We start from the raw sequence: 23381 nt of genomic DNA, 5'->3' as shown, positions 1-23381 counted from the left end.
GCAGCTATTACTAATCGAAATGATATAATCAGAATTATCACCGTTATTTGTTTTCGTAATTAAGAGGTAAATCCATCATGGAAAAAATAGAACTTGAACTAGATAGACTCACTTTTGAACGGGCAAAAACTATTGCCATAGTTAATCAATCAACATTATCAGAATTGATTACTCAAGTAATTGAACGTTTAGCAGAAATTCAGGAAAAAAAAGATCCCTTAATGGGATTATATGCAGATGTTCCAGAAATTGTTGATGAAATAGTTGTTGAGGCCATGGAAAAAAGAGGATATAGTTTATAAAATGGATAAAGTAGAGAAATCCCTACTTGATACTGATATTCTTTCAGAAATTATTAAACGGGCAAATCCTCGGATTATTGCCAAAGCCGATATTTACTTAAGTCAGTTTGAGAAATACACAATTTCTGCAATTACAGTTATGGAAATTGTGGAAGGATGGCATAAACGTCAGCAAAAAGAACGTCTTCAGCAATTTTTAAACATCCTAATTTCACAGGAAATATTATCTTTTGATTTGACAGCTTCTGTATTAGCCGGAAAAATTTATGCTGATTTAGAAATAACAGGAAAAAGAATTGGTTATCCTGATTGCATGATTGCTGCTATTGCTATCAGTCATAATCTGACTTTAGTTACTGGTAATTTATCTCATTACCAAAGAATTCAAGATTTAGGTTATTCACTAATACTAAATAATTGGCGTTTATAGTCAAAATGGCAATGGATGAATTAATCTCAAATATCCCCACTCAGGTGCAATCTCCTCCTATTTCTGTACAAGTATGTCAACATCGAACTTGTAGAAAACAAGGTGCAAAGGAAGTATTAGCGGCTTTACAAGCTTTCCCTATAGCTAATACAACAGTTACAGTTAGTGGCTGTTTAGGTCAATGTGGTAATGGTCCAATGGTGCTAGTCTTACCAGAGATGGTTTGGTATTGTCGGGTTCAACCTCAAGAAATACCTCGATTGGTAGAACAACATTTGTTAGGTGGTAAAAAAGTTAAAAAAATGCTTTATTATCGGTTTCATCCCCACGGATAAAGCTGACTGAAAATATATAAATTCTGTAAGTTGGTGCATTAAGAAGGAAGACAATAAATGGATATTCAGCATCTACGACAATCGTTAAAAATGAAGTGGCTAAATTATTACGAAGAAAATCGTTCTTGGCTAGTGAAAATGCGAATTTGGAAAGATTATCATGGTTTACGCCGACCTTCTTCTGGTTACATTTTAGCAACTTTATCTGTTTTAGAACCAGAGTTAAAAAAAATCCTCCCGTTTATTTTGGATTTGAATAATAATCCTGATCAAATAATTGCAGCATTGGGTTTACACTTCAATCCTGAACAGGAATTAAATTTATCAAAATCCCCACATTCTCAAGCTAAAAATGAGATTGTTAGTACCTCTCCTGCTCACATACCTTTGACAGATTCATCTATTTCCAAAGAACGTAAACAGGTATTATTAAACATGACAACAGGTGTTTCAGTGCTTGCAGTCGCTACGCCAGTTTATCACCATTCTACAGCCAAATTACCTGTTGCTGTCGAAAGAATAAATACTGAGATATCATCTAGATCCAAACCTGTACCACTTTCATCTACTAAACTTGTAAGTAATGGGAGATTGGGACAAATTCCGGGAAAACATTTTGTTGATAAAACAAGCCTCTTACATCAAACTAATGCTCGTAGTTTACCTTCTTGGATAGATGAATTTTGTCCAGGTAGAGGAAATAAGCAAAGTTAAGTGAGATATCAATTATCCATTATTCAGGGGGTATTCGTGAGAAACGAAGGGAATAGAGACTATTTCCCCCTCTGTTTCCCCAACTTGGACTTTTAAACCCACTCCACCTGCTTTACTCCTGATGTAACCTAGTCCAAAATGACCATCTGGGGTGTCTGTATAGCTGGTGAGTTTACCTACTTTTTCTTCCCCAATGGTGATCACTGTTGCTGGTTCAGCAGCACCACTGAGGCGAATTCCCCAAAGGTATTGTTTTACACCTTTGTATGTATTTAATCTAGCAATGGTTTCTTGACCGATATAACAACCTTTAGTAAAGGAAACTGTCTGCCATAAACCCACTTCTAAGGGGTTGTAATCATCCGTGAGTTCTAAATCTGGGGCGGGACGACCTTGTAATATTCGTAACATCTCCCAGGCGCGATCGCTCAATTCCACAGCCCCAAATCCCAGTATTTTCTCCCACCATTCTTGTTTTTCCGCTATAGGTAAAATCAGGGTATATCCAGGTGCAGCCACACCGCTACCCACTGCAACTATCACTCCATTCACTAAAATATGATTACCATCGGGTTGACCAATTAACGCACCAGCCCCCAGTTTTTCGACCATAGCATGGCTTTGGGGTCCAATCAGGCTCAAAGTTGCCATTTCCTCGGTTACATCCGTTAATTTGACTTTATCTGCAAAGAAGATATAACGATCTAACCATTGCATGAGTACCTGACGACGGTTAGGGGAAACTACCAATAGGACTGCATCCTCTAATACATAAGCAGTAACTAAATCAATCGTGCGGGCGGTAGATGTCACCATCACAGTATCACAGCCCTGTCCAGGTTTGAGGGATTGAAAATCGTTGGTACTTTGATTGTGTAAAAACCGCAGTCTATCATCGTCAGATACACGGATAAGTCCCCAATTTGAGCGATCGCTTACCACTACCCCATCTTTAACTAATTGGATAGCAGTTGTGTCTTTATCATTAATTGCGGATGTTAACATAATTATGCAGAATGCCTTATTTTCAATATGATCATTTGAGGAATATTAGCAAATAATTGGTGATTGTCAGTAGTCAGTAGTCAGTAGTCAGTAGAAAAAATATTCTCCCTGCTCCCCTGCTCCCCTGCTCCCTTGCCCCTCTGCTCCCCTGTTGCCTAATTTGCTATACAATAGCGATCGCGCCCTTGTTCTTTAGCATGGTACAAAGCTTGATCAGCATTGGCAATTAGTGTATCTGCTTTAACTTCCGCACCAGGTATAAATGAGGATATTCCTAAGCTGACTGTTACAATATCCTTGATTTCAGATTTTGCATGAGGAATCGCTAGATCATAAAGTGCTTCCTGTAGCCGAGTCGCTACCATAATAGATCCTTTTAAATCAGTGTTAGGAAGAAGGATAGCAAACTCTTCTCCACCATAACGCGCTACTAAATCAGTAGGACGCTCAATATCTTGATGACGAATAAATTGATACACTGTTTGGGCAATTTTTAATAAGCAATCATCACCAGCTAAATGACCGTAGTAGTCATTATAGCGTTTAAAAAAGTCAATATCGAATAAAATTAGGGAAAGTGGCTGTTGTGTTTCTGCTAATTTTTGCCATTCTTTTGTCAGACGATTATTAAAACAGCGTCGGTTAGCTACCTGAGTTAAAGCATCCAGATTCGCTAGTTGTTCTAGTTTCTGGTTTGCATCTTGTAGAGCTAGTTCAGTTTGTTTACGTGCAGTAATATCACGGATAGTAATAGCAAAACCATCACCTAATTTGACAGCCACAAAGTGAAACCAGGAAGACTCTCCTGATTGATAGTAAAAATCCCTTTCTAGCGGTTCACCCGTCTCGACAATAGCCACAAATTTATCAAAAAGTTGGGAATCAAATCGGCTCAGGAATCTTTTCAGCACCAGTTTACCAATCATTTCTTCCCTACTTCTAGCAAAGGCTCTAGCAATAACTGGGTTCACAACTAAGCAGCGAAAATCCTCAATATCCCCCGTCTCTGGAGTACGGATAGCTTGCATGGCGGCTACACCGTCAAGTGAACTATTTAATACACTGGCTAGTAAAGCTCTTGACTGATAAAGGACTTCTTCTGTTTCTCTGCGGGTAGTAATTTCTTTTTCTAGCAGTTGTTGTTGGCGTTGAATAGTTAGTTGATTATCTAAACGCGCTACCACTTCTTCAATTTGAAAAGGTTTTGTGATATAATCTACACCACCGGATTTAAAAGCTGTGACTTTATCAAAGACATCATCTAAAGCACTAATAAAAATCACTGGGATACTACGTAAATTTTCATCAGCTTTTAAGGCTTGACAAACTTGATAACCGTCCATTTCTGGCATTTTGATATCTAATAAGATTACATTTGGCCGCTTCACCTTGACAGTTTTAAGCGCCATTCTCCCACTTGTTACACTGCGGACTGTATAACCGAGTTTAACCAACAAATCGCTTAATAGTTGCAGATTTTCGGGAATATCGTCTACTAATAGAATAGTACCTTTATTGTCAAACTCAGTATCAAGATTCATTGCTTATCAGAGGCTCGCTAATTCAACTATCGTCAAGGATCTGTATATGGTATCATCAAAGTATTAAATTATTCTCACGCAAAGGCGCAAAGGCGCAAAGGTAAGAAATTATAGTTTTTTTCGATATAATCAGGACTTACGCACAAGTCATGAAAGAACGAACCACGAAGGGACGAAGGAAACGAAGGAAAGAGGGTTTCAGAGATGTTTTGCGTGGGTTCTAATAATTTCAAATGTGGAAATTTTCCAAGGTTGAATTTTTTCTTCTGGTTTGATAGGATTTTCTAATAAGTTAACTGGTTTTCCTAATGTGAATAAATCACTTTCTAAAGATAAATCTGCTGTTTTTCCGTGACATTCATAACAGCGAATTAAGAATTTTTCTGGATGATCTTCGCTGGGTTTAAGTGCCATTAATATCAAGTTATCGGCTGATAAATTTAGAAAACTGTGGCTTGGGGAAGCATTCTCTTTTGATTGGTAATTCTCTGGATTTACTAATATTTGCAAAGGAACATTTAACTCATAACCGCGTTTAACAGTTTCTGCTGTTTCCCAACTTCCAATATGAGGATATAAGCTGTAGGTAAATTCGTGTATTCCTCTATCAGCTTGGAAGTCTGGCCAATTGGAACTTCGCAGCAAGGTAAGACGCAGTTGGCTCGGTTGGGCATCGTAACCATATTTACAATCATTGAGGAGGCTGACTCCGTATTTTCCGCTGGCTGTATCTGTGGTTAAATCTGCCCAACGTAAAGCGGGTACTTCCCATTTTGCCTTTTCTGCGGGAGTTTGGGGATTTGTGGGACGACGAATAGCACCGCAGGGAATTTCATAAGTGGCAAATTCGGCTTGGAGATTGAGAGGAAAGGCTGTTTTTACTAATACCTGATTTTCTTGCCAATTTACAGTAGTAGCGATTTTCAAAAGTGGTGAACTGATTTGCAAAATGTAGTCTTGACAAAATTCCGATTTTCCTAATTGACGCACTACTCGCAAGCGTTGTTGAATTTCTCCATGTTCTTGCCAGGCAATTGATTTTAATTCGGTTGCAGGTAGCGGTTTTGTGTTATAATTGGGATCGATGTTCCAAGCATCCCAATATTGGCCGCTGTCGGTAAAGGCTTGAAGTTGATTTCCTGCACCGTTTAAAATTTCTCGTTGTTGGATTTTGTTAAAGATGCTGGTTAAATCTCCGGTTTCGGGGTTAACTTGAATTTGCAAATATTCATTTTCTAATATCCAGTTTTGCGGAAATATTTGCGGTTGGGGGGAAGAGGGAGAAAGCCAGAAAATGCTGTAACCTATTGAGGGGACAGTTGCGAAAAATAACAAAGTTGAATTTTCACTGTTTTGGGATAAAATTTCTTTTCCTTCAAGATCAGAAATTTTCCATGTGGGATAATCTGTGGTGATGATTTTCCCTAAGTCAACTTTCACAACTTCGGAACGTTCCCAGTTGAGAGGGTTAAAAATTATGACAGGGATATTTTCAGAATTGGAAGATTGTGGTATATTAATTTTAGATGTGATTCCTATTAATGACTCGTGTAATATTTCCATTCCCACTTTTTCCACCGCTTCCCATTCTGGTAAAGCGTCTGCGTAAACTTGGGTAATGGAAGAACCTGGTAAAATATCGTGAAACTGGTTAAATAAAACTTTTTTCCATGCGGTTTCTATTTCGGCTTGGGGAAATTCTTTACCAGAAATGATATTTGCTAAAGTTGCGAATAATTCAACACTATATAATAGATGTTCTGATTGACGATTCCAGCGTTTTTGGTCTGCGTGAGTAGTATAACAGCCGCGGTGGAATTCTAAATAAAGTTCGTTTTCCCAAACTGGTAAATTTTGACTTGGGGATTTGATTTGCTGGAGATATTTTTGGGAAGTTGTAAATTCTAACTTGGGGAAAATCGGAGAATGTTCCCAACGTCGTGCAGTTTCTAGCATATCACGAGTTGGACCACCACCATGATCACCAACACCGGGAAGCCAAAGGGAATTTTGTAACCCTGTTTGAGTTTTCCACTCACAGGCATACTGAGCCATTTTAACAGGTTCGATAGTTTCGCCAATGAGTGCAGACATGAAACTTAATGTTTGACTACCATCAGGCGATCGCCACCAAAATAAGCCATAATCAAATTTAGTTGTATCATTCCAGCGGAGTTTTTGAGTCACAAAGAACTCAATTCCCGCATTTTCTAAAAATTGGGGTAACGTCGCACAAAAACCAAAAGTATCGGGAACCCAAACCACGGGAGATATTTTCCCAAACTTCTGGAGAAAATACCGCTGTCCATATAATAACTGACGAACTATAGACTCACCCGCAATGAGATTTAAATCCGGTTCTACCCAAAAACCGCCCAAAACTTCCCATTTTCCCGCTTTTACTTGATTTTGAATTTCTCGAAATAAGTCGGGACGATTTTCTTCCACCCAAGCATACAACGCCGGTGTAGTATGACAGAAAATTAATTCGGGAAAATCATGTTGGAGGTTTAAAGCTGACTCAAAAGTATTTTGTGCTGCTTTCCAAGTTTCCTCAACAGGCCATAACCATGCTAAATCTAAATGAGCATGACCTAATAAAGATATTTTATATTTTTGGGTGTTGATAAATTCAGCTAAACCCAAATATGTTTCTCGCAAATTTACTAGATATGTTTCCCAGTCTTGATTTTCTACTTCTTTGCGATTTGTGACTTTCTCAACTTCTGTCGCTAAACCTGTTAGTTTTTCTGGTGCGGAATTTTCCAACAGAATTTCCACAACCGCTAATTCATCAGCAATAAAACCAGCATCGGGATGATTGTAATCTGTTGACTCAAAAATTGCAAGCGATCGCATCAATGCCCCGTTGTCATGTCCCGGACTCACCAACCGCAAAGCTATGGTAAACTCTTCACCAGAACTTACACTCGGACTTAGCAACACTCGCGGGGAAGAATCAAACAAATCTCCCGTCAATACTAACTTATCATTAACATATACTTCTGCTAAATCCGCCCACCACACCAAAGCCAAGCGTAAAGATAAACCCGCTAAAGGAAAATTGTGTAAATGCTGGGGAACAGAGAATTTTTGAATTAACCATAAAACCTGTTTTCCCCCTTTCCAGGAAATATGATCTTTTTCATTTAGCTCAACAGGTTGCCAATCAGTTAAACTAAATGGGATAAAATCAGTAACTACCCCGTCAGTTTCCTGATATCGCCAGTTTGACTGGATATTAACCTGACAACAAGAACGCAAATTTTCAATTGCGGTGGATATAGATTTGGTATTTAATGATGATACAGGAAGAGTCATATTTCCGATAAAATAATATAAATAATTGACACTGACAAAAATTAACAGTTTTGTGGGAGTCTCTTCACAATTAACAATTAAAAATAGTTTCCGTCGGGGATTTAAAACTGAAACTACGTGTAAACTTAGAATTACTTGACACTTACTTTAACTTACGATCACCTAAAGCGACAACTTACAACATTATTACCATGTCTTCCGGTTCTTCAAATCGCTATCAAAGCAAACTCTTTAACTTTGTCTACCAGCATACTCGGCGGTTGACACAAACATTGGAAAACACCTTCAAAAATTTGCAAGTTGCGACTCAAGTAAGTGTAGGTTCTCTACTTTATCCACTGTACCAACTATTGCAACAAAATGAAACAGCAAAACAATTACAATCAGCAACTCCTCCCCCCACTGACGCACCAATTCAACATATATTAGATATAGTCAAAAATCTTCCGCCTGGAGAAGCTGATATAGCAACTTCCGCAAAAACAACTCCTTTCACATTTTTAGGATCTTTGTGGGAGAAAGTTTTTCCCAAGCAGAATTCTCAAACACCGGAAAATACACTCCAGCAGCATATACCAACAGTACAGGGAATTGCCACAGAATTACAAACCCGTAATTTAGTATTAGTGAGTGCAGATAATCGCATTTTCGATGTTTTCACACCCCAGCAAAACACAAAATTAGCAGATAGAATTAATAGCGAAATTAGCGAATATCGGTATTCTTTACAATTAATTGGTCATCAACAAAAAGAATTATTACCAGAAATTGATCGTCTTCTCAATAAATTAACTGATGAAGATTCTACAATAGCACGAAAATCGCTCCTGAATCCAATTAAACTTTTTGGATTTCTCGATAAATTAGTCGCGAATTTGGAAACTACGGCTTTAGTACCTGTACAACAACGTAGTCAAGAAATTGTGAATAATTTCTCAAAACCGTTTAGTGATTTAACAGTAAATAATGATAACATAGAATCGCATAAAACCAATATTTCTGATTTAATAGCAGCAGCGATAAATTACTTCTTTGGAGGAAGAAATAATTATCAAATTGGTTCAAATCCTACGGCTGAAAAACTACCGAAAAAATATGATTATCAAAAAAGCTTCGCACCAAATCAGTTAAATATTAATGATTCTTTAGGAGATACTTGGCTGACATGGAATGATTTATTTGGTGAAACAAATATCAATATTGATGAAGAAATAGTAGAGAAATCAGTTAACAATGATGCTACTAGGTTACAAGGAAGACAATGGGGATTACCGAGCGATCGCATTAAAATAGGTCAAAACCCACACCAACCTAAAAATAAAGAATTTAACAGTCAAACCAGCCAAGGATTTGATTTTAAGCCCGACTGGATTGATATTTCTGCAACTTCACTAGGTTATGAAAAGCACCCATTAGAACAAATTCTGGAATGGTTAGATGCAACTATATTATGGATAGAACAAATATTCACAAATATGTTATATTTTTTCCGGGGTTTATTGTTTGGTAGATAATTACAGCAGAATCAAGTAATCAAAAGTAAAAGCATGGAAATCAATATTAATTCACTGCTTTCTTGCTAATTTTTTAGCAATGAGCAAATTTTTATTTGTTGGAAATTTGTTATATTAGGTATAGTATATTTTTGAGTTATACAACCTTGTAGTTTAATCATGGGAGAAATTATTACCCAGAACGATAATTTTAGAAATATACGATTCCTATTTGATTTTTGAATAAAACTCCGTATACCTTTATTTATTCTTCCCTGTTCCCTGTTCCCTATCTCTACGAGTAAATTTAGAAACCAAACCGGATTGCTATATAAATAGAATTATCAATAATTTAGTATCTAATTGACATCAACTGCATAGTTTTAAAAACATTTTCAGAAATAGTCGCACAATTTCAACATACTTCAGGCAAATTCCGTTAACACCATGTTACATTTAACAAGTGATGCCTTAGAAGCAGGAAGAATATATAGATCAACAGGTGCAATTCGGACGGAAAAATTGAGATCAGATATCTATCGTGCTTGGGAAAGATCACACTGTCAAGGTGCAAATCCTCGTGCTTTACAAGCAGAAAAACTCTCAATCATAGATACCGAACGGTTGTTAGATTCACATAGTTATCTAATTAATGTAGCTCAACCCTATGCACGCATTTTATCACAAGCTGCGGGAACAGAACGTCATGCCGTAATGTTAAGTAACCAAGAAGCAATTTTGCTTAATGTTATAGGTGACAAAGAAACCGTTCATGGTTCAGAATCATTTCCTGCTCATGGTACTTTACTATCAGAAGCTGTAGCTGGTGCTAATGGTATCGGTACAGCATTAGCTGAAAAAGATTATGTACAAATAGTATCAGCCGAACATTTTATTGAAGGATTTCATCCATTTAGTTGTCAGGGAATTCCACTACATAATGATAAACAGGAAATTGTCGGAGTAGTCAGTATTTCAGTGCGTAGTGCTGATGCTCACCAGCGATTAAAAGAAATATTAATCTGTGCTTCTCACGGTATTGAAGCTGAATTTTTAATTGCTAAATTAGAAAAAGATGTTCGTCGGATACTAGCATCAAGTCCTGATGATTATCAACCACTAGAAGAACTACGTCAAGATATCATTCAATCACATAATGCAGCAAGATTAAAACTTGAAGTTGTATCTCGCATGGTAGTTGTTAATAAGTTAGACTATGCAATGCAACTACTTCAACAAGCTGAAAAATCAATTCAACTCTTTCGTCACCGTGCCGATACTTGGCGTAATCTTGCATCATTGGAAACAGGTATAAGCCAGCCTTTATCACTTACTAAGTGTATCCAGGATCTTATAGACCTCCTAGCAACTGAAATCACAATTCGTAAAGTTGAAGTTATCACATATTGGCAAGAACCAATCAATGTAATATTTGACCAAAAAAGCCTTTTACGTAAGCTGCTTAGTTGTTTTTTACAAGCTTTTGAACGGGGAAATACAGGCGGAGTAGTAGAAGTAAAAGTAGATAAAATACAGACTTCTGGATTAGCAAGAGTCAGTTTTCTGGCAATTCCAGCATTAGGTATTTCTAAAACAGATCCAGTCCCATATATTTTTACTCTACCCTTAGTCAATCAGCATTTAGTAAATACTTATAAAATATGAAATTTAATCATTTAGAAAAGCGAAAAGTAGTAATTGCGGATGATGATGAAGATAGTAGAATGCTGTTAGCTTTTTTACTGGAAGATGAAGGTTGGTTAGTAGAACAAGCAAAAAATGGTAAGGAAGCGATTGAAAAAGTAGTTCAAGAAAAACCTCATCTATTAATTTTAGATAATAGGATGCCTGAACTAACAGGAACTCAAGTATATCAACAATTACAGGGACAAAAGATTGATTTAACTACTATTTTAGTAACTGCTTATGGAGATATAGAGGAATTAGCCAGTTCTTTGGGTATAGTACATTTTCTCAGAAAGCCAATTGATATTTCAGAACTACTTTTAATCATTGAATCTGCTTCTGAAACAAGGGGTGATAAGCAATAGGAAATTTACGTTAGGATTAGGAGTCAGGAGTATGGCTTACGCTACGCTATCAATAAGCCCTAAGTAGAGAATATTTTAGAAAATTTCAACTTTCTTTTATTCTATTCCTTTTTCCTCCTGGCGTTGCTGAATTGAAGTATGAAATTGAAAAATCAAAGATTTCAAACCCTTACTCTCTGTGACTGGAGCGCCTCTGCGTGAAACAAAATCATACTCTTAATCAGCAACGCCTTCCTCCTCACTCATGAATGGGCGCAGGCCCTGCGCCCCTACCTCCTAGCTTAAAATTCCACAATTACTGGTGTATGATCACTTGGTTGAACTAACTTCCGAGGTGCAACATCAATAATACAACTTTGGGCGCGTTCATACAAAATTGGTGTGAGATAATGATGATCTATTCGCCAACCTAAGTTACGTTTAAAAGCAGCAGTTCGATAATCCCACCAACTATAATTTTCCCCTTCGCTGTTAAATTTACGAAAAGCATCTGCAAAACCTAAACTAAGAATATCTCGCAAAGCTTGACGTTCTAATTCAGATGCCATAATGTGATTATCTATTTTTACCTTATCATTAATATCTATATCTTCCAAGGCAATATTAAAATCACCACACATAGAAATAGCAGGGTTGGATAATAGTAATATCTGTAAATATGCTTTGAGAATTTTTAACCAGCCTAACTTATATTCATACTTTTCACTACCAATAGATGAACCATTGGGAACATAAAGATTAACAATTCTTACTCCCTCAAATACACCTGTAATTACCCGTTTTTGTGCATCCCATTCTGATGCTAAATCTGGTAAAATAGCACCAAAACCCATACTCACATCTACCAAAGGTTGACGACTAATTAACGCCACGCCATTATAAGATTTTTGTCCGGAGATATACGGATAGTAACCTAATTTTTCAAACCCCATACTGGGAAAATCTTTATCTACAACTTTAGTTTCTTGTAAACACAAAACATCAACAGGATTTTCTATTAACCAATTGATAACCTGTTCTAAACGAGTCCGAACGGAATTTACATTCCAAGTAGCAACTTTCATTATTTATTGAGTATAACGACGGTAAATTAACGGTAAATTAATTGTCTCATAAAAATTAGATATTTATGATCCCTAAGATAGATGAACAAGGTTTATACTAGTTTATAGTTTAGTAATGTTATCGTGGGTTTTTATTGTTCTGATCAAAAAATCTTTTTGTGGAAATACCCTCAAAGCGGGTTAATTTAGCATTCATTGATAGTTTTTAACCTCTAATTTATCCAACTGGGAGAATTATTGCTGGGGAATAAAAAACTAAAAAAAATGAACGCCATTAAATCAATCATAAAACCAGAATCTTGAATTTTTTCAGACAATACTTGGATAAATTATAACATTGTCTGCTGTAATATTTTTTAAGGATGACATTGGCATGAGTATCATAGTTAACACCTGCCCCTGCTGTGGCGGTTCGGTTCTGCGTCATGTTCGCTATCATGAAGTTTATTGGTTTTGTCTGTCCTGTAGACAAGAAGTACCAATATTAAGTATAAATAGTGAAACTAAGTTAGAACCCCATAACAAAAAAGTTGTCCCTCAAACTGCTTTAAGTTCTTGAATTTTTCAGGTAGAATCGGGTATTGCTAATTTTAAATACAAAATATAGGCCGATCCAATGAAATATGGTATAAAACCATATTTACATAATTTACACTACTGGGCGCAAGCCCTGCGCCCCTACTTTTTTATGGGTGAAAAACTTTGTTAGCAGCATTACTATACGGACAAGAGGATTTACGCTTAGAACAACTTCCAGATCCCACTCCCGAAGCCGGGGAGGTGGTGATTCAGGTGGAAGCCGCGACTACTTGTGGCACAGATTTGAAGGTGTGGCGACGTGGTGGCCATGCTAAAATGTTGACACCACCGACACTGTTTGGCCATGAAGGTGCAGGGCGAATTGTTGCTGTCGGTGCTGGAGTGACAAATTGGCGGGTAGGCGATCGCGTGGTGGCCAATAATTCTGCACCTTGCATGAAATGTTTCTTTTGTCAACACCAAGAATATTCTTTATGTCCCCATTTAACTTGGAATAATGGCACATTTGCAGAATATCTGAAAATTCCCGCGGCCATTGTTCAACATAATTTGCTACCCGTCCCCGATCATCTGCCCATGTTCTTAGCAGCCATGACTGAACCCCTGGCTTGTGTGTTGCATGGTGTCGCCCGTTCCGGTGTCAAACCCCAAGATAGAGTAGTGGTTTTGGGTGATGGGGCAATTGGTTTGATGTTTGTGGCAGTTTTAGCGGAATATACTGAAGTAATCTTGTGGGGCGGTAATAACCAACGCTTAGAAATTGGTGAAAAACTAGGTGCAGCTAAGACTTTCAACTATCATCAAGTTACAGATATTGCCAAAACAGTCAAAGAATTAACGGATGGTTGGGGTGCAGATGTAGTCATAGAAGCTACTGGTGTACCGAGTGTTTGGGAAACAGCGATCGCTTGCGGCCGTCCTGGTGCAACTATCAATTTATTTGGTGGTTGTCCAAGAGATACCACAATTACCGTCAATACTGAACAATTGCATTATAGTGAACTTACTCTTAAAGGCGTATTTCATAATACACCAGAATATGTAAAAGCTGCCTTATCACTCATCGCTAGTGGTACAATTCCTTTTGACTTACTCATTAGTGAACAGCGCCCTTTACAGGATCTAGAACAGGTATTCATGGATATGAAGGCGCGAAAAGTGATTAAAGTAGCAATGGTATAACTAAAAAAATGCTTAAACAATCTTTACTGAATTTATTGATTTTACCTTGTTCCCTTATACCTTGGTTGACCGCAGAAATACTAGTGAATACTCCAGTTAAAGCCTTACCTGGACAAAGCACAGAAGAAGTAATCACTTGGATTCAAGCACATCCCACCCTCCGTCCCAGGTCGGGAGAAAAATTATCTATTAGCAGAAGTGATACAGCAGCGCAAAGATTTACCTTCCAAGCCTCAGTATTACCCCCCGGTAGAGTCACATTTACCAGAGACCGTAGTACAATTCGCACTGAACGCATGACCATGTTCGATGCCGTCAATGGCATCACATTACAGCGGCTAGAAGAATCTCTGCGAGTAATTTATGGTTTAGATGTGTATCAAGATTACAATGACGCTCAGATTGTATATCAATATCCAAACCAAAGTGCAATTAATACAGCCAGATTAGCAAGAACACCGATTAGGGAAGCTTTACAGGGAGAATTGCGAGTAGGCGATCGCTACGGGTATTGGATAGAAATTGCCCAACCTAAACAAGGTAAAGCGATTACTGGTAAAATTACGGTCTTACTCAAAGCAGATTTAGATAAATTAGAAACAGAATTAAGAACCCGTTAATTTATAGAGTTTGCCAAGTACCCGAAAAAATACTTTCCGCCGCTAGGGAAATCCGGGCTAAATCCTCATTAAGTAGGGGTGGCCATTCCACACCTGCTTTTCGTCCCAGGGCAAAAAACTTCTGCGCCTTTACACCTAACTGATATAAAGCAAAAGCCAGTTCTCTATCTAAGCTGGGGGCTGCTTTCAAAGCTTCAAATACCACCTTTAAAGCTAATAGGGTGGAAGTAACTTGACCAGGAACGGGAGGTTTACCTTGTTGTAAACGACTTAACAGAGTATCTGGATTGTCTGGGCTTGTTGTTTGGTCTATGAGCAGTTTCCGTGCTATTTCGTAGTTCATACTTTTAGCTGGTTTCCATCCTGTGTAAAAGTTATAGTTACCACTATATTAGAAGCATCCAGCACAGGAAGGTTGCAATTTGAAACTAGGGGTAAAGAGAAGGATTAATTAATAGGATCTGAATAATTAACAATTACTACCTCTATTTTAAAGGCTAAATTCGCATAACCACACCTAAATGGACGGACACCACTACTGTTACAAAGATTAAATTTACTTAATGTTTCGTTACAATAAGAGCATTGAGAGAAACAACAAACTTCTCAATGCTCATGTCACAGGTGAATACCATGAATAGTACAATTCGGGTTGGCAACCTTTTTGGAATACCTTTTTATATACATCCTTCCTGGTTTTTAGTTCTAGGTTTGGTAACTTGGAGCTACAGCAGTGGACTAGCGGCACAATTTCCCCAATTAGGTGGGGGATTACCTTTGGTACTAGGATTAATGACGGCGCTATTGTTATTTGGCTCAGTTGTCGCCCATGAATTAGGACACAGCTTTGTCGCTATTCGTCAAGGAATTGATGTCAAATCAATTACACTATTTATATTTGGCGGATTAGCCAGTTTAGAAAAAGAATCGCAAACTCCGGGGGAAACTTTTTGGGTAGCTATTGCCGGACCATTAGTTAGTTTCCTGCTATTCGTTACAGCGACAACAGTCGGTTTTGCAACTGCTGCATCTGGACCATTGGCTGCTATCCTGGGTCTACTAGCTTCTGTTAATTTGACCTTAGCTCTATTTAACCTCATTCCTGGCTTACCCTTGGACGGAGGAAATATCCTCAAAGCAATAGTTTGGAAAATCACTGGTAAATCCTATAAAGGAGTGGTTGTTGCCAGTCGAATTGGACAAATCTTTGGTTGGTTAGCGATCGCCTCTGGTTTAATTCCTCTAATATTCTTAGGTAGCTTTGCTAACTTCTGGAACTTATTAATCGGCTTCTTCTTGCTACAAAATGCTGGTAATGCTGCCCAATTTGCGAGAGTGCAAGAAAAACTCACAGGTTTAACAGCAGCGGATGCTGTAAACAACGATAGCCCGATTGTCAAAGCGAATTTGAGTTTAAGAGAGTTTGCAGATCAACGGCTCTTAAATGCTCAAGAATACCGTCGTTACTTGGTGACAGATGAGCAAGGACAATTGTTAGGAGCAATATCAGTTGATGACTTGCGAACTATCCCGAATACATTGTGGGCAGAAACTCAAGTCCTCAAAGTCATGAAACCAATCGAGCAGTCTAGCACTGTACAATCGGATCAACCGTTGCTAGAAGTAGTACAGTTACTGGAAACACAAAAATTATCAGCACTGACTGTAATTCGTGATAATGGGTTGTTAGTCGGAATTTTAGAAAAAGCTGCAATTATCAACTTACTTCAGAACAAAGTACAAGCAAAATTTGCATAACGCTTTTCCAATATCCAAATACAAACTCAAAACTGCCATGGAAAGAAAGCAGTTTTGAGTTTTAATTTTGTATAAATACAAATCTTGATTATGAACCACGAAGGCACGAAGGAAGCGAAGGAAGAGAAAGAAGAAGAAGAAGAAGAATTAAGAGGAAAGAATGATTCTCTTAATGCCTTCTTTAAGAATAGGGACGTTAAAGTTAATCAGAAGACCAAGAGGGCAATTAGTCATTTTTAAATAAGAAATAACTTGCGCTTCATGAATAGGAGATAATTTTTCTACAGCCTTCAATTCAACAATTAACGAATCACCAACCAAAAAATCTAACTCACCCTCCCCTATTGGAAAACCCTTGTACTTTACAGCCACCAAATATTTAGATTTATAAGGGATACCACGCAAACGAAACTCCATAGCTAACGCCTCATGATATACCCTCTCCAAAAAACCTGCCCCCAATACCCGATGTACCTCAATAGCCGCCCCAATCACACCATAAGCCAACTTCTCCACATCATCACTAAACCTCCTCATCCTTCTTTCATCTTCCTTCGCTTCCTTCGTGTCTTCGTGGTTCATTCCCTCTTCTCCTAACTAATGCAAAGATCATACCCAAATATCCTTGTTTAAACACCACATCATTAAGAAATTGTAAATATTGCTTGACTGGAGCGATCGCTTAACCCAGTCAGAGTTTGTTTAAAACTAATATTTGAGGGAGTTAATCATTAATTGCAAAATTTATGGATTCCCAAACCGCACTATGTCAAGCCATAGCTCATCGCATTATCACCAGTCCCCAAAAAAGAATTACCTTTGCCGAATACATGGATATGGTGTTATATCACCCAGAATATGGCTATTATTCTAGCGATGCTATCAAAATTGGCTTTCGGGGGAGTGATTTTTTCACATCTGCCAGTTTGGGGTCTGACTTTGGGGAATTACTCACAAAGCAGTTTTACCAAATGTGGGAGATTTTAGATAAACCTGTACCTTTTTCTTTAGTAGAAATGGGGGCAGGGCAAGGTATCTTAGCATCCCATATTCTCAACTATGCAAAGCAACAATACCCAGATTTTTTTGTCGCTATCAAATATATTATTGTTGAAAAATCACAAAGTTTAAAACAAGAACAACAACAACGGTTACAAGATTTTTCTGTAGATTGGTGTAACTTGACAGAAATAGCCCCGAATTCTCTGACTGGCTGCTGCTTTTCTAATGAATTAGTGGATGCTTTTCCCGTCCATCAATTTACTTTAGACGCAGGGGAATTGCGGGAAATTTACGTCACCATTGGGAATATACAGGAGATAATAGGCAATAGTCCAGAATTAAACCGTGAAATCCAGATCATCCGTGATCCTATATTTATTGAAGTAATAGGAGAACCATCAACACCGCAATTAGCAGCATATTTTAATTTGGTGGGAATTGATTTAAGCCAAAATACTTATGAAAATGGCTATCGCAGTGAAATTAATTTAGCAGCTTTGAACTGGTTGAGTATAGTGGCAGACTGCTTGGAACGTGGGTATGTGTTAACAATTGATTATGGCTACCCTGCTCACCGTTATTATCATCCCAGGCGATCGCAAGGAACTCTCCAGTGCTACTACCAGCATCGTCATCATGATAACCCTTATATCAATATTGGGCAACAAGATATCACCGCTCATATTGATTTTACAGCCTTATCATCCTGGGGTGAACGGTGCGGACTCAAAAATGTTGGTTGGACGCAGCAAGGTTTATTTTTGATGGCATTGGGAATAGGTGAAAGGTTTACCTTGAGCGAAGTCGAAAGGTTAGCTGCACTCTCCTCTCAACAGCAACCAATATCACAGTTGCTACAACGCCGGGAAGGATTACACCAACTCATTAATCCAGGGGGACTAGGTAACTTTGGCGTTTTAATCCAAAGCCAGGGACTAAGTGAAACAGAAGCATCACAACCACTCCAGGGATTAGTCATACCAGAGTAGAGATCAGGGAGAAAAGTTAAAAATCTCTTTAACAATCCTGTATCAACCTTGTTTGCACTAGCATGACAGAGATGATAAAAGTCAAAAATCTGCGAAGAGGAATAATTATGACTGCTCATGATCTGTTCGTGCTAGTAACTCTACTATCCCCCGGCATCTTACTTTCCGTAATCATTATGGTGACTTTTGCCGCAGGAGGCTAGTTAGGGAAATGGGGATTAGGGATTAGGGATTGGGGACTGGGTAATAAATTTTTTCCAATTACCCATTACCACTAACAACTGACAACTGACAACTAACAACTAACAACTGACCACTGACAAAGGAACGTGAAACATGAAGGTGGCATTTCTGGGAACTGGATTGATGGGACTACCGATGGCTCAAAGGTTATTAGCAGCCGATATAGAGCTAATTGCCTATAATCGCACCCCAGAAAAATTAGAACCGCTACGAGCAGCCGGAGCGCAAATTGTCACAAAACCGCGCGAAGCAATTCGCTCTGCTGACTGTATAGTGCTAATGCTTTCTAACGCCGCAGCTATTTATCATGTCTTGCTTACAGATACTTCTTGGCATACTTTATCAGGACGCAGCATCATCCAAATGGGGACAATTACCCCTTTAGAAAGCCAAGAAATCAGAGATACAGTAGTTGCGGCTGGTGGTGAATATATAGAAGCACCTGTTCTGGGCAGCATTCCCGAAGCTCAAACCGGCAAATTAATTGTTATGGTCGGTGGAGAAGAGGAACAGTATCAACGTCACTTCAAATTATTGCAACACTTTGGAGAAAATCCTGTACATATAGGTGCGGTGGGTTCTGCTTCAACTCTTACCCTTGCACTCAATCAACTGATTGCTTCGCTCACAACTAGCTTTGCTCTTAGTCTAGCGTTTATCCAGTTGCAAGGTATTGATGTTGATTTGTTTATGCAAATTCTGCGCGAAAGTAAACTTTATGCTCCCACCTTTGATCAAAATTTGCGGCGGATGTTAGATGGTAATTATACCAATGCCAACTTACCCACAAAGCAATTGATCAAAGAAATAGATTTATTTATCTCTGAAGCTAAATCCTTGGGTTTGAATCTCAGCAGTATTGAGGGTGTAAGGCAAATCTTACACGCAACCATGAAAATGTCTTATCCAGAAGATGATTATTCATCCGTATTTCCAGCAATTCGGGAATGGGGTGAAGTCAGTGGAGGTTAAAGTTAACAATGGACAATTGACAATTGACAATGAACAATTATCAATTGTCAATTAGCTAAAATGGAATGTCATCTGGATCGGGTTCTTGCGTAACTCCTACAGGGGATGGAGGCTGAACAGGTGCAGGTTGATATGTGGGTTGCGGTGGTGTTACCTGTGGCACTGGGGCTGATGTAGGATAGTTTGATTCATAATTAGTCGGGCTGTAGGTTGGTGGCGCTACAGGAGTTTCATTCACTGGTATAGTTCGAGTAGCTGCTGGTGGTGAACTGGTATAAGCACCTTGTCCGATCGCGTGAATCTTTTGTACTGTTAATTCTGCGCGTTTTTCCTTGAAACCTTCAGGGCGATCAATCGTATTCATTCCTAAGCGCCCTTCAATAATGACGCGATCGCCCTGATGATAACTTTGGTGAATCTCTTTAGCCAAATTTCCCCAACTTACCACTTTCAATGGATGGGAAGGATCATCTGGCTTTGCTCCCGCTACATGAACTATCATTTCTGTAACTTCTAACCCATCTGGTGTATGCCGCAGTTGGGGATTATCGTAAATTTCTGCCATCAAAATACAACTGTTCATCAATTTCTCCTCATTTTCAATACTTTTCCTCGCAGTAAATTTAACTGCACAAGAAAGTCAAGCATAATTAGTTAAAACAATGATTATACTTATCATCGTCTTTCTATATTACACTTGACTAGAACGAGCATTATATTTTGTCTGTATAGAACAATTGTACTATATCACGATCTGAACTGTGATTTATATGATTAATTGAATTTATCTGATTATCGTAATGGGCATTATATTATAGTATTTGGTTAGGAGGAAAAGTTTTATGCTAAAGCGTATTTATATTGATAACTTTCGCTGCTTGGTAAATTTTGAGCTTAATGTTGACTCAATTAACCTATTTCTTGGTGGTAACGGAGCAGGTAAATCAACTGTTTTTGATGTATTGAGGAAAATTCAAACTTTTGTCAGAGGCGATGATAAAGTCGAAGGAATATTTAAATCTTCTGACTGTACACGCTGGCAAACTTCGACAATTCAGCATTTTGAATTAGAAATTGTGGGGAATGGTGGTAATTATAAATATGAACTTGCTATTGGTCATAATCAGGAAAATAGCCGTGTTGAATATGAACGACTATGGTTTGATAACCAACCGTTATTGAAATTTGAAATAGGTGAAGTTCAACTATTTGGAGACAATTATTCAGAGGGACCAAAATATTCGTTTGATTGGTCACAGTCAATACTACCAACATTGATGCCAAGATCAAAGAACACAAAATTGACTTGGTTTAAGAATAGGATAGAGCGATTCATAATTGTCAAAATAGTTCCTAGTTTAATGTCTGATGAGAGTGAACAGGAAGAAACAAGACTGCATTTCAGGATGGAAAATTTTGTTTCTTGGTATCGTTATATTTCTCAAGATCAGGGAAAAGTTGCTGACTTAATGACTATCCTGAAACAGGTATTAGATGGTTTTGTTAGTTTTAAATTTGAATCTAGTGGTAAAATTACAAGTCTACAGTTGCGATTTTTAGACAAGTATTATCGCTTTAATGAATTGTCTGATGGACAAAAAACACTGATTGTTTTGTACACGCTTATTTATTGCACTCAATCCGAGGATTATACCTTATGTATTGATGAACCCGAGAACTTTTTAGCACTTCCAGAAATTCAACCTTGGCTACTTCAACTGTATGATTCTTGTGATGAAGGAAAACTACAAACTTTATTAATTTCACATCATCCTGTATTAATTAATTATTTACTAGCTTCACCTATAGGATATTGGTTTGAGCGCCAAAGTAATACACCTGTAAGAGTCAAAAAAATTAGTAATAAAGAGGCTGACAACTCTGGACTAGCCATTTCAGAATTGATTGAAAGGGGATGGCTATATGACCCAGCGTAGATTACAGATTACTATATTGTGTGAGGATAAACAACAAGAAATTTTTGCTCGTCATTTCCTAAAAACAAGAGGATTTACCGGAAATATTAAACCTAAAATCTGTCTAGAAGGAGCAGGTGAGCAGTTCGTTAGAGATAATTATCCTAAAGAAGTCAAAGCATATCGTAGCAAAAATTATCGTTCAGGAATGCTTATTGTTTTAATTGATGCAGATAAAAAAACAGTAGAAGAAAGACTACAGCAATTAGATGATGCACTTATAGAAAATTCACAACAACTTCGTCAACCGAGTGAAGCGATCGCAGTTTTTGTACCCAAAAGAAATATTGAAACTTGGATACATTATCTACAGGGTGAAAATATTGATGAAGAAAAAGAATATACAAAATTGAAAAAGCAATCTGATTGTAAACCCTATGTTGAGCAATTAGTAAACCAGTGTTATCAAGGTAATTTAGATGATAATGCACCAGCTTCTTTAAAAGCTGCTTGTGGAGAATTACAAAGAATATTACCATTACATGGATAAGTTTGTGCTGCAAAATTTCCAACCCACTTCATAACAATCTAACGAGGTACAAATTCATCTGCGTTTATCTGCGTTTATCCTCTTCCATCTGCGGTTAATTCTTCACTTCTTGTACCTCACTGAAATGGGAATTGCTATAAGCAAAATGTGTGAAGAGTTCCCAGTCAAAGACTGGGAAGGCTTTTTTGCTGCAACCCCAAATTAGAGATGTTTCTAAGACTTACCGGCAGGTGGAGCAGCATGAATCAGTTCTGGTTTCTCTTCAACCGCAGGACGCTTAATAGTTTGATCCGATGTCGGACGTTGATCACGATCATAATTGTTTACTTGTACAGGCTGACCTGTCTCTATTGATTGGTACAGTGACTCAATAATGTGAACATCGTTCAATCCTTCTATTCCCGATGGTTCTGGATCTCGATTTTGGAGAATGCAATCGGAAAAATATGTAAATTCTGCGGCTAATTGATCATGCGGACCAAAGGTGCTTTCTTGAGTTTCACCATTAATAGTCAGGTAATTCTTAATTTCTCCCTGCCAAGCATAAGCAGATTCTAGACGAATATCGCCTTTAGTACCGACAACTTGGTAATTGGAAACTTTTGCCCCTCCAAAGCTACAGGTAAACGTTGCTAGTCGCTCATGGGGAAAGCGGAGGATGACACTAGTCATTTCTTCTACTTCGTTGAACCGTTCTTCTCCTTTAGACGCAGCTACAGCAAACACTTCAGTTGGTTCATCTTGAAACAGATAACGGGCGGCATTAATGCAGTAAATACCAATATCGTAGAGAGTCCCTCCACCAGTATGTTCTTGTAAACGAATATTTCCCTCTTCTACTTGTTGGGAGAAAACAGAGTTGAAAAGCCGTGGTTCACCTATTTGACGCGATCGCACAATTTCGACAGCCCGCAAATTTCCTGGTTCTAGATGTAATCTATAAGCAATCATCAATTTTATAGCATTGTCATTGGCGGCTTTATTCATGATATCGCACTCTTTTTCGGTCATGGCCATTGGCTTTTCACAAAGTACATGAATGGCCTGATTAGCCGCCCGCACGGTATATTCACAATGTAAGTGATTAGGTAATGCAATATAAACAGCATCTACTAAGCCGCTTATTAGACAATCCTCATATTCCTCATAAGAATAAGTATGCTCAATGCCATATTGTTGACTGAGTTCTTCACGTTTTAGAGGATCATCGGAAACCAAAGCCACTAATTCCGAGTTTTCAGCATGAGCAAATGCAGGTAAAGCAGCCTCTTGTGCAAACCAACCCAAACCAACAACAGCATAACGAATTTTCTGCTTTCCGTTTGTAGCTCTCATTTTTTGACCTCTTGATGA

Annotated in this window: 23 protein-coding genes; 15 read left to right on the top strand and 8 right to left on the bottom strand. The window is 38.0% G+C overall.

Annotation, left to right across the window (positions count from 1 at the left end):
• Positions 1-77 precede the first annotated feature (77 nt).
• From FJR04_RS22045 to FJR04_RS22030, 4 genes are read left to right on the top strand one after another with little or no spacing between them, the layout of a single operon-like run.
• Positions 78-302 carry a hypothetical protein gene (locus FJR04_RS22045; RefSeq protein WP_168498829.1) on the top strand — a complete coding sequence of 75 codons (225 nt, stop codon included), beginning with the start codon at positions 78-80 and terminating at the stop codon, positions 300-302.
• 1 nt (position 303) lies between these two features.
• Positions 304-732, top strand: a complete 429-nt coding sequence (locus FJR04_RS22040) for a type II toxin-antitoxin system VapC family toxin (RefSeq protein WP_168498827.1) — start codon at positions 304-306, stop codon at positions 730-732.
• A gap of 11 nt (positions 733-743) precedes the next feature.
• Entirely contained in the window at positions 744-1067 is a 324-nt protein-coding gene (locus tag FJR04_RS22035; RefSeq protein WP_168498825.1) for a ferredoxin, read from the top strand.
• Positions 1068-1124: 57 nt separating this feature from the next.
• Positions 1125-1781: a DUF5331 domain-containing protein gene (locus FJR04_RS22030; protein ID WP_168498823.1), complete on the top strand. Its 657-nt coding sequence runs from the start codon at positions 1125-1127 to the stop codon at positions 1779-1781.
• A gap of 12 nt (positions 1782-1793) precedes the next feature.
• Here the strand turns inward: FJR04_RS22030 and FJR04_RS22025 are convergent, their stop codons facing one another.
• The 3 genes from FJR04_RS22025 to FJR04_RS22015 all read right to left on the bottom strand — a co-directional run bounded on the left by FJR04_RS22025 (position 1794) and on the right by FJR04_RS22015 (position 7648).
• Complete coding sequence (locus tag FJR04_RS22025) at positions 1794-2786, bottom strand: folate-binding protein YgfZ (protein ID WP_168498821.1); 993 nt, start codon at positions 2784-2786, stop codon at positions 1794-1796.
• A 155-nt stretch (positions 2787-2941) separates the two neighbouring features.
• Positions 2942-4327, bottom strand: coding sequence for a diguanylate cyclase domain-containing protein (locus tag FJR04_RS22020; protein WP_168498819.1), 1386 nt, complete (start codon positions 4325-4327; stop codon positions 2942-2944).
• A 198-nt stretch (positions 4328-4525) separates the two neighbouring features.
• On the bottom strand, positions 4526-7648 hold the full coding sequence (locus FJR04_RS22015; protein WP_168498811.1) for an alpha-mannosidase: 3123 nt from the start codon (positions 7646-7648) through the stop codon (positions 4526-4528).
• A gap of 191 nt (positions 7649-7839) precedes the next feature.
• On the opposite strand from FJR04_RS22015, the gene FJR04_RS22010 reads away from it, so the two are divergent.
• From FJR04_RS22010 to FJR04_RS22000, 3 genes are all read left to right on the top strand, one after another.
• A complete protein-coding gene (locus FJR04_RS22010; protein ID WP_168498809.1) occupies positions 7840-9162 on the top strand; it encodes a hypothetical protein in 1323 nt (440 codons plus the stop codon).
• A gap of 426 nt (positions 9163-9588) precedes the next feature.
• A complete protein-coding gene (locus FJR04_RS22005) occupies positions 9589-10806 on the top strand; it encodes a GAF domain-containing protein (protein ID WP_168498807.1) in 1218 nt (405 codons plus the stop codon).
• Positions 10803-11192: a response regulator gene (locus tag FJR04_RS22000; protein WP_168498805.1), complete on the top strand. Its 390-nt coding sequence runs from the start codon at positions 10803-10805 to the stop codon at positions 11190-11192. The genes FJR04_RS22005 and FJR04_RS22000 overlap by 4 nt, the downstream gene beginning before the upstream one ends.
• A 281-nt stretch (positions 11193-11473) precedes the next feature.
• On the opposite strand, the gene xth is transcribed toward FJR04_RS22000, so the two are convergent.
• Positions 11474-12256 carry an exodeoxyribonuclease III gene (gene xth / locus FJR04_RS21995; RefSeq protein WP_168498803.1) on the bottom strand — a complete coding sequence of 261 codons (783 nt, stop codon included), beginning with the start codon at positions 12254-12256 and terminating at the stop codon, positions 11474-11476.
• 373 nt (positions 12257-12629) lie between these two features.
• Here xth and FJR04_RS21990 point away from each other — a divergent pair, with 373 nt between their 5' ends.
• The 3 genes from FJR04_RS21990 (at position 12630) to FJR04_RS21980 (ending at position 14598) form a co-directional block, all read left to right on the top strand.
• Positions 12630-12815 (top strand): hypothetical protein, encoded by a 186-nt coding sequence (locus tag FJR04_RS21990; RefSeq protein WP_168498801.1) that lies wholly within the window; start codon positions 12630-12632, stop codon positions 12813-12815.
• Positions 12816-12958: 143 nt separating this feature from the next.
• Positions 12959-13978, top strand: coding sequence for a zinc-binding dehydrogenase (locus FJR04_RS21985; protein WP_168498799.1), 1020 nt, complete (start codon positions 12959-12961; stop codon positions 13976-13978).
• 8 nt (positions 13979-13986) lie between these two features.
• A complete protein-coding gene (locus FJR04_RS21980; protein ID WP_168498797.1) occupies positions 13987-14598 on the top strand; it encodes a hypothetical protein in 612 nt (203 codons plus the stop codon).
• A 1-nt stretch (position 14599) separates the two neighbouring features.
• On the opposite strand, the gene FJR04_RS21975 is transcribed toward FJR04_RS21980, so the two are convergent.
• Positions 14600-14941 (bottom strand): Dethiobiotin synthetase, encoded by a 342-nt coding sequence (locus tag FJR04_RS21975; protein WP_168498795.1) that lies wholly within the window; start codon positions 14939-14941, stop codon positions 14600-14602.
• A gap of 290 nt (positions 14942-15231) precedes the next feature.
• Here FJR04_RS21975 and FJR04_RS21970 point away from each other — a divergent pair, with 290 nt between their 5' ends.
• Complete coding sequence (locus FJR04_RS21970) at positions 15232-16356, top strand: site-2 protease family protein (RefSeq protein WP_168498793.1); 1125 nt, start codon at positions 15232-15234, stop codon at positions 16354-16356.
• A 147-nt stretch (positions 16357-16503) separates the two neighbouring features.
• On the opposite strand, the gene FJR04_RS21965 is transcribed toward FJR04_RS21970, so the two are convergent.
• Positions 16504-16938 carry a GxxExxY protein gene (locus tag FJR04_RS21965; protein ID WP_168498791.1) on the bottom strand — a complete coding sequence of 145 codons (435 nt, stop codon included), beginning with the start codon at positions 16936-16938 and terminating at the stop codon, positions 16504-16506.
• A 164-nt stretch (positions 16939-17102) separates the two neighbouring features.
• Here FJR04_RS21965 and FJR04_RS21960 point away from each other — a divergent pair, with 164 nt between their 5' ends.
• Together FJR04_RS21960 and FJR04_RS21955 are read left to right on the top strand one after the other, a co-directional pair.
• Positions 17103-18347 (top strand): class I SAM-dependent methyltransferase, encoded by a 1245-nt coding sequence (locus FJR04_RS21960; protein WP_168498789.1) that lies wholly within the window; start codon positions 17103-17105, stop codon positions 18345-18347.
• Between the two features lie 336 nt (positions 18348-18683).
• The gene (locus FJR04_RS21955; protein ID WP_168498787.1) at positions 18684-19562 is read left to right on the top strand and encodes an NAD(P)-dependent oxidoreductase; all 879 of its coding nucleotides are present in this window, start codon (positions 18684-18686) and stop codon (positions 19560-19562) included.
• Between the two features lie 55 nt (positions 19563-19617).
• Here FJR04_RS21955 and FJR04_RS21950 read toward each other — a convergent pair whose 3' ends face one another.
• Complete coding sequence (locus FJR04_RS21950; protein WP_168498785.1) at positions 19618-20145, bottom strand: single-stranded DNA-binding protein; 528 nt, start codon at positions 20143-20145, stop codon at positions 19618-19620.
• A 259-nt stretch (positions 20146-20404) separates the two neighbouring features.
• Between FJR04_RS21950 and FJR04_RS21945 the strand changes: the two genes are divergently transcribed.
• Positions 20405-21499: an AAA family ATPase gene (locus FJR04_RS21945; protein ID WP_168498783.1), complete on the top strand. Its 1095-nt coding sequence runs from the start codon at positions 20405-20407 to the stop codon at positions 21497-21499.
• Complete coding sequence (locus FJR04_RS21940; RefSeq protein ID WP_168498781.1) at positions 21486-22028, top strand: hypothetical protein; 543 nt, start codon at positions 21486-21488, stop codon at positions 22026-22028. The genes FJR04_RS21945 and FJR04_RS21940 overlap by 14 nt, the downstream gene beginning before the upstream one ends.
• Before the next feature lie 213 nt (positions 22029-22241).
• On the opposite strand, the gene FJR04_RS21935 is transcribed toward FJR04_RS21940, so the two are convergent.
• Positions 22242-23363, bottom strand: a complete 1122-nt coding sequence (locus FJR04_RS21935; protein WP_168498779.1) for a Gfo/Idh/MocA family protein — start codon at positions 23361-23363, stop codon at positions 22242-22244.
• Positions 23364-23381: the final 18 nt, after the last annotated feature.

The organism is Anabaena sp. UHCC 0204 (assembly GCF_009711975.1).
GTDB lineage: Bacteria > Cyanobacteriota > Cyanobacteriia > Cyanobacteriales > Nostocaceae > Dolichospermum.
The sequence above is the reverse complement of the archived record's forward strand: the minus strand, read 5'-3'. Positions and strand labels throughout refer to the sequence as shown.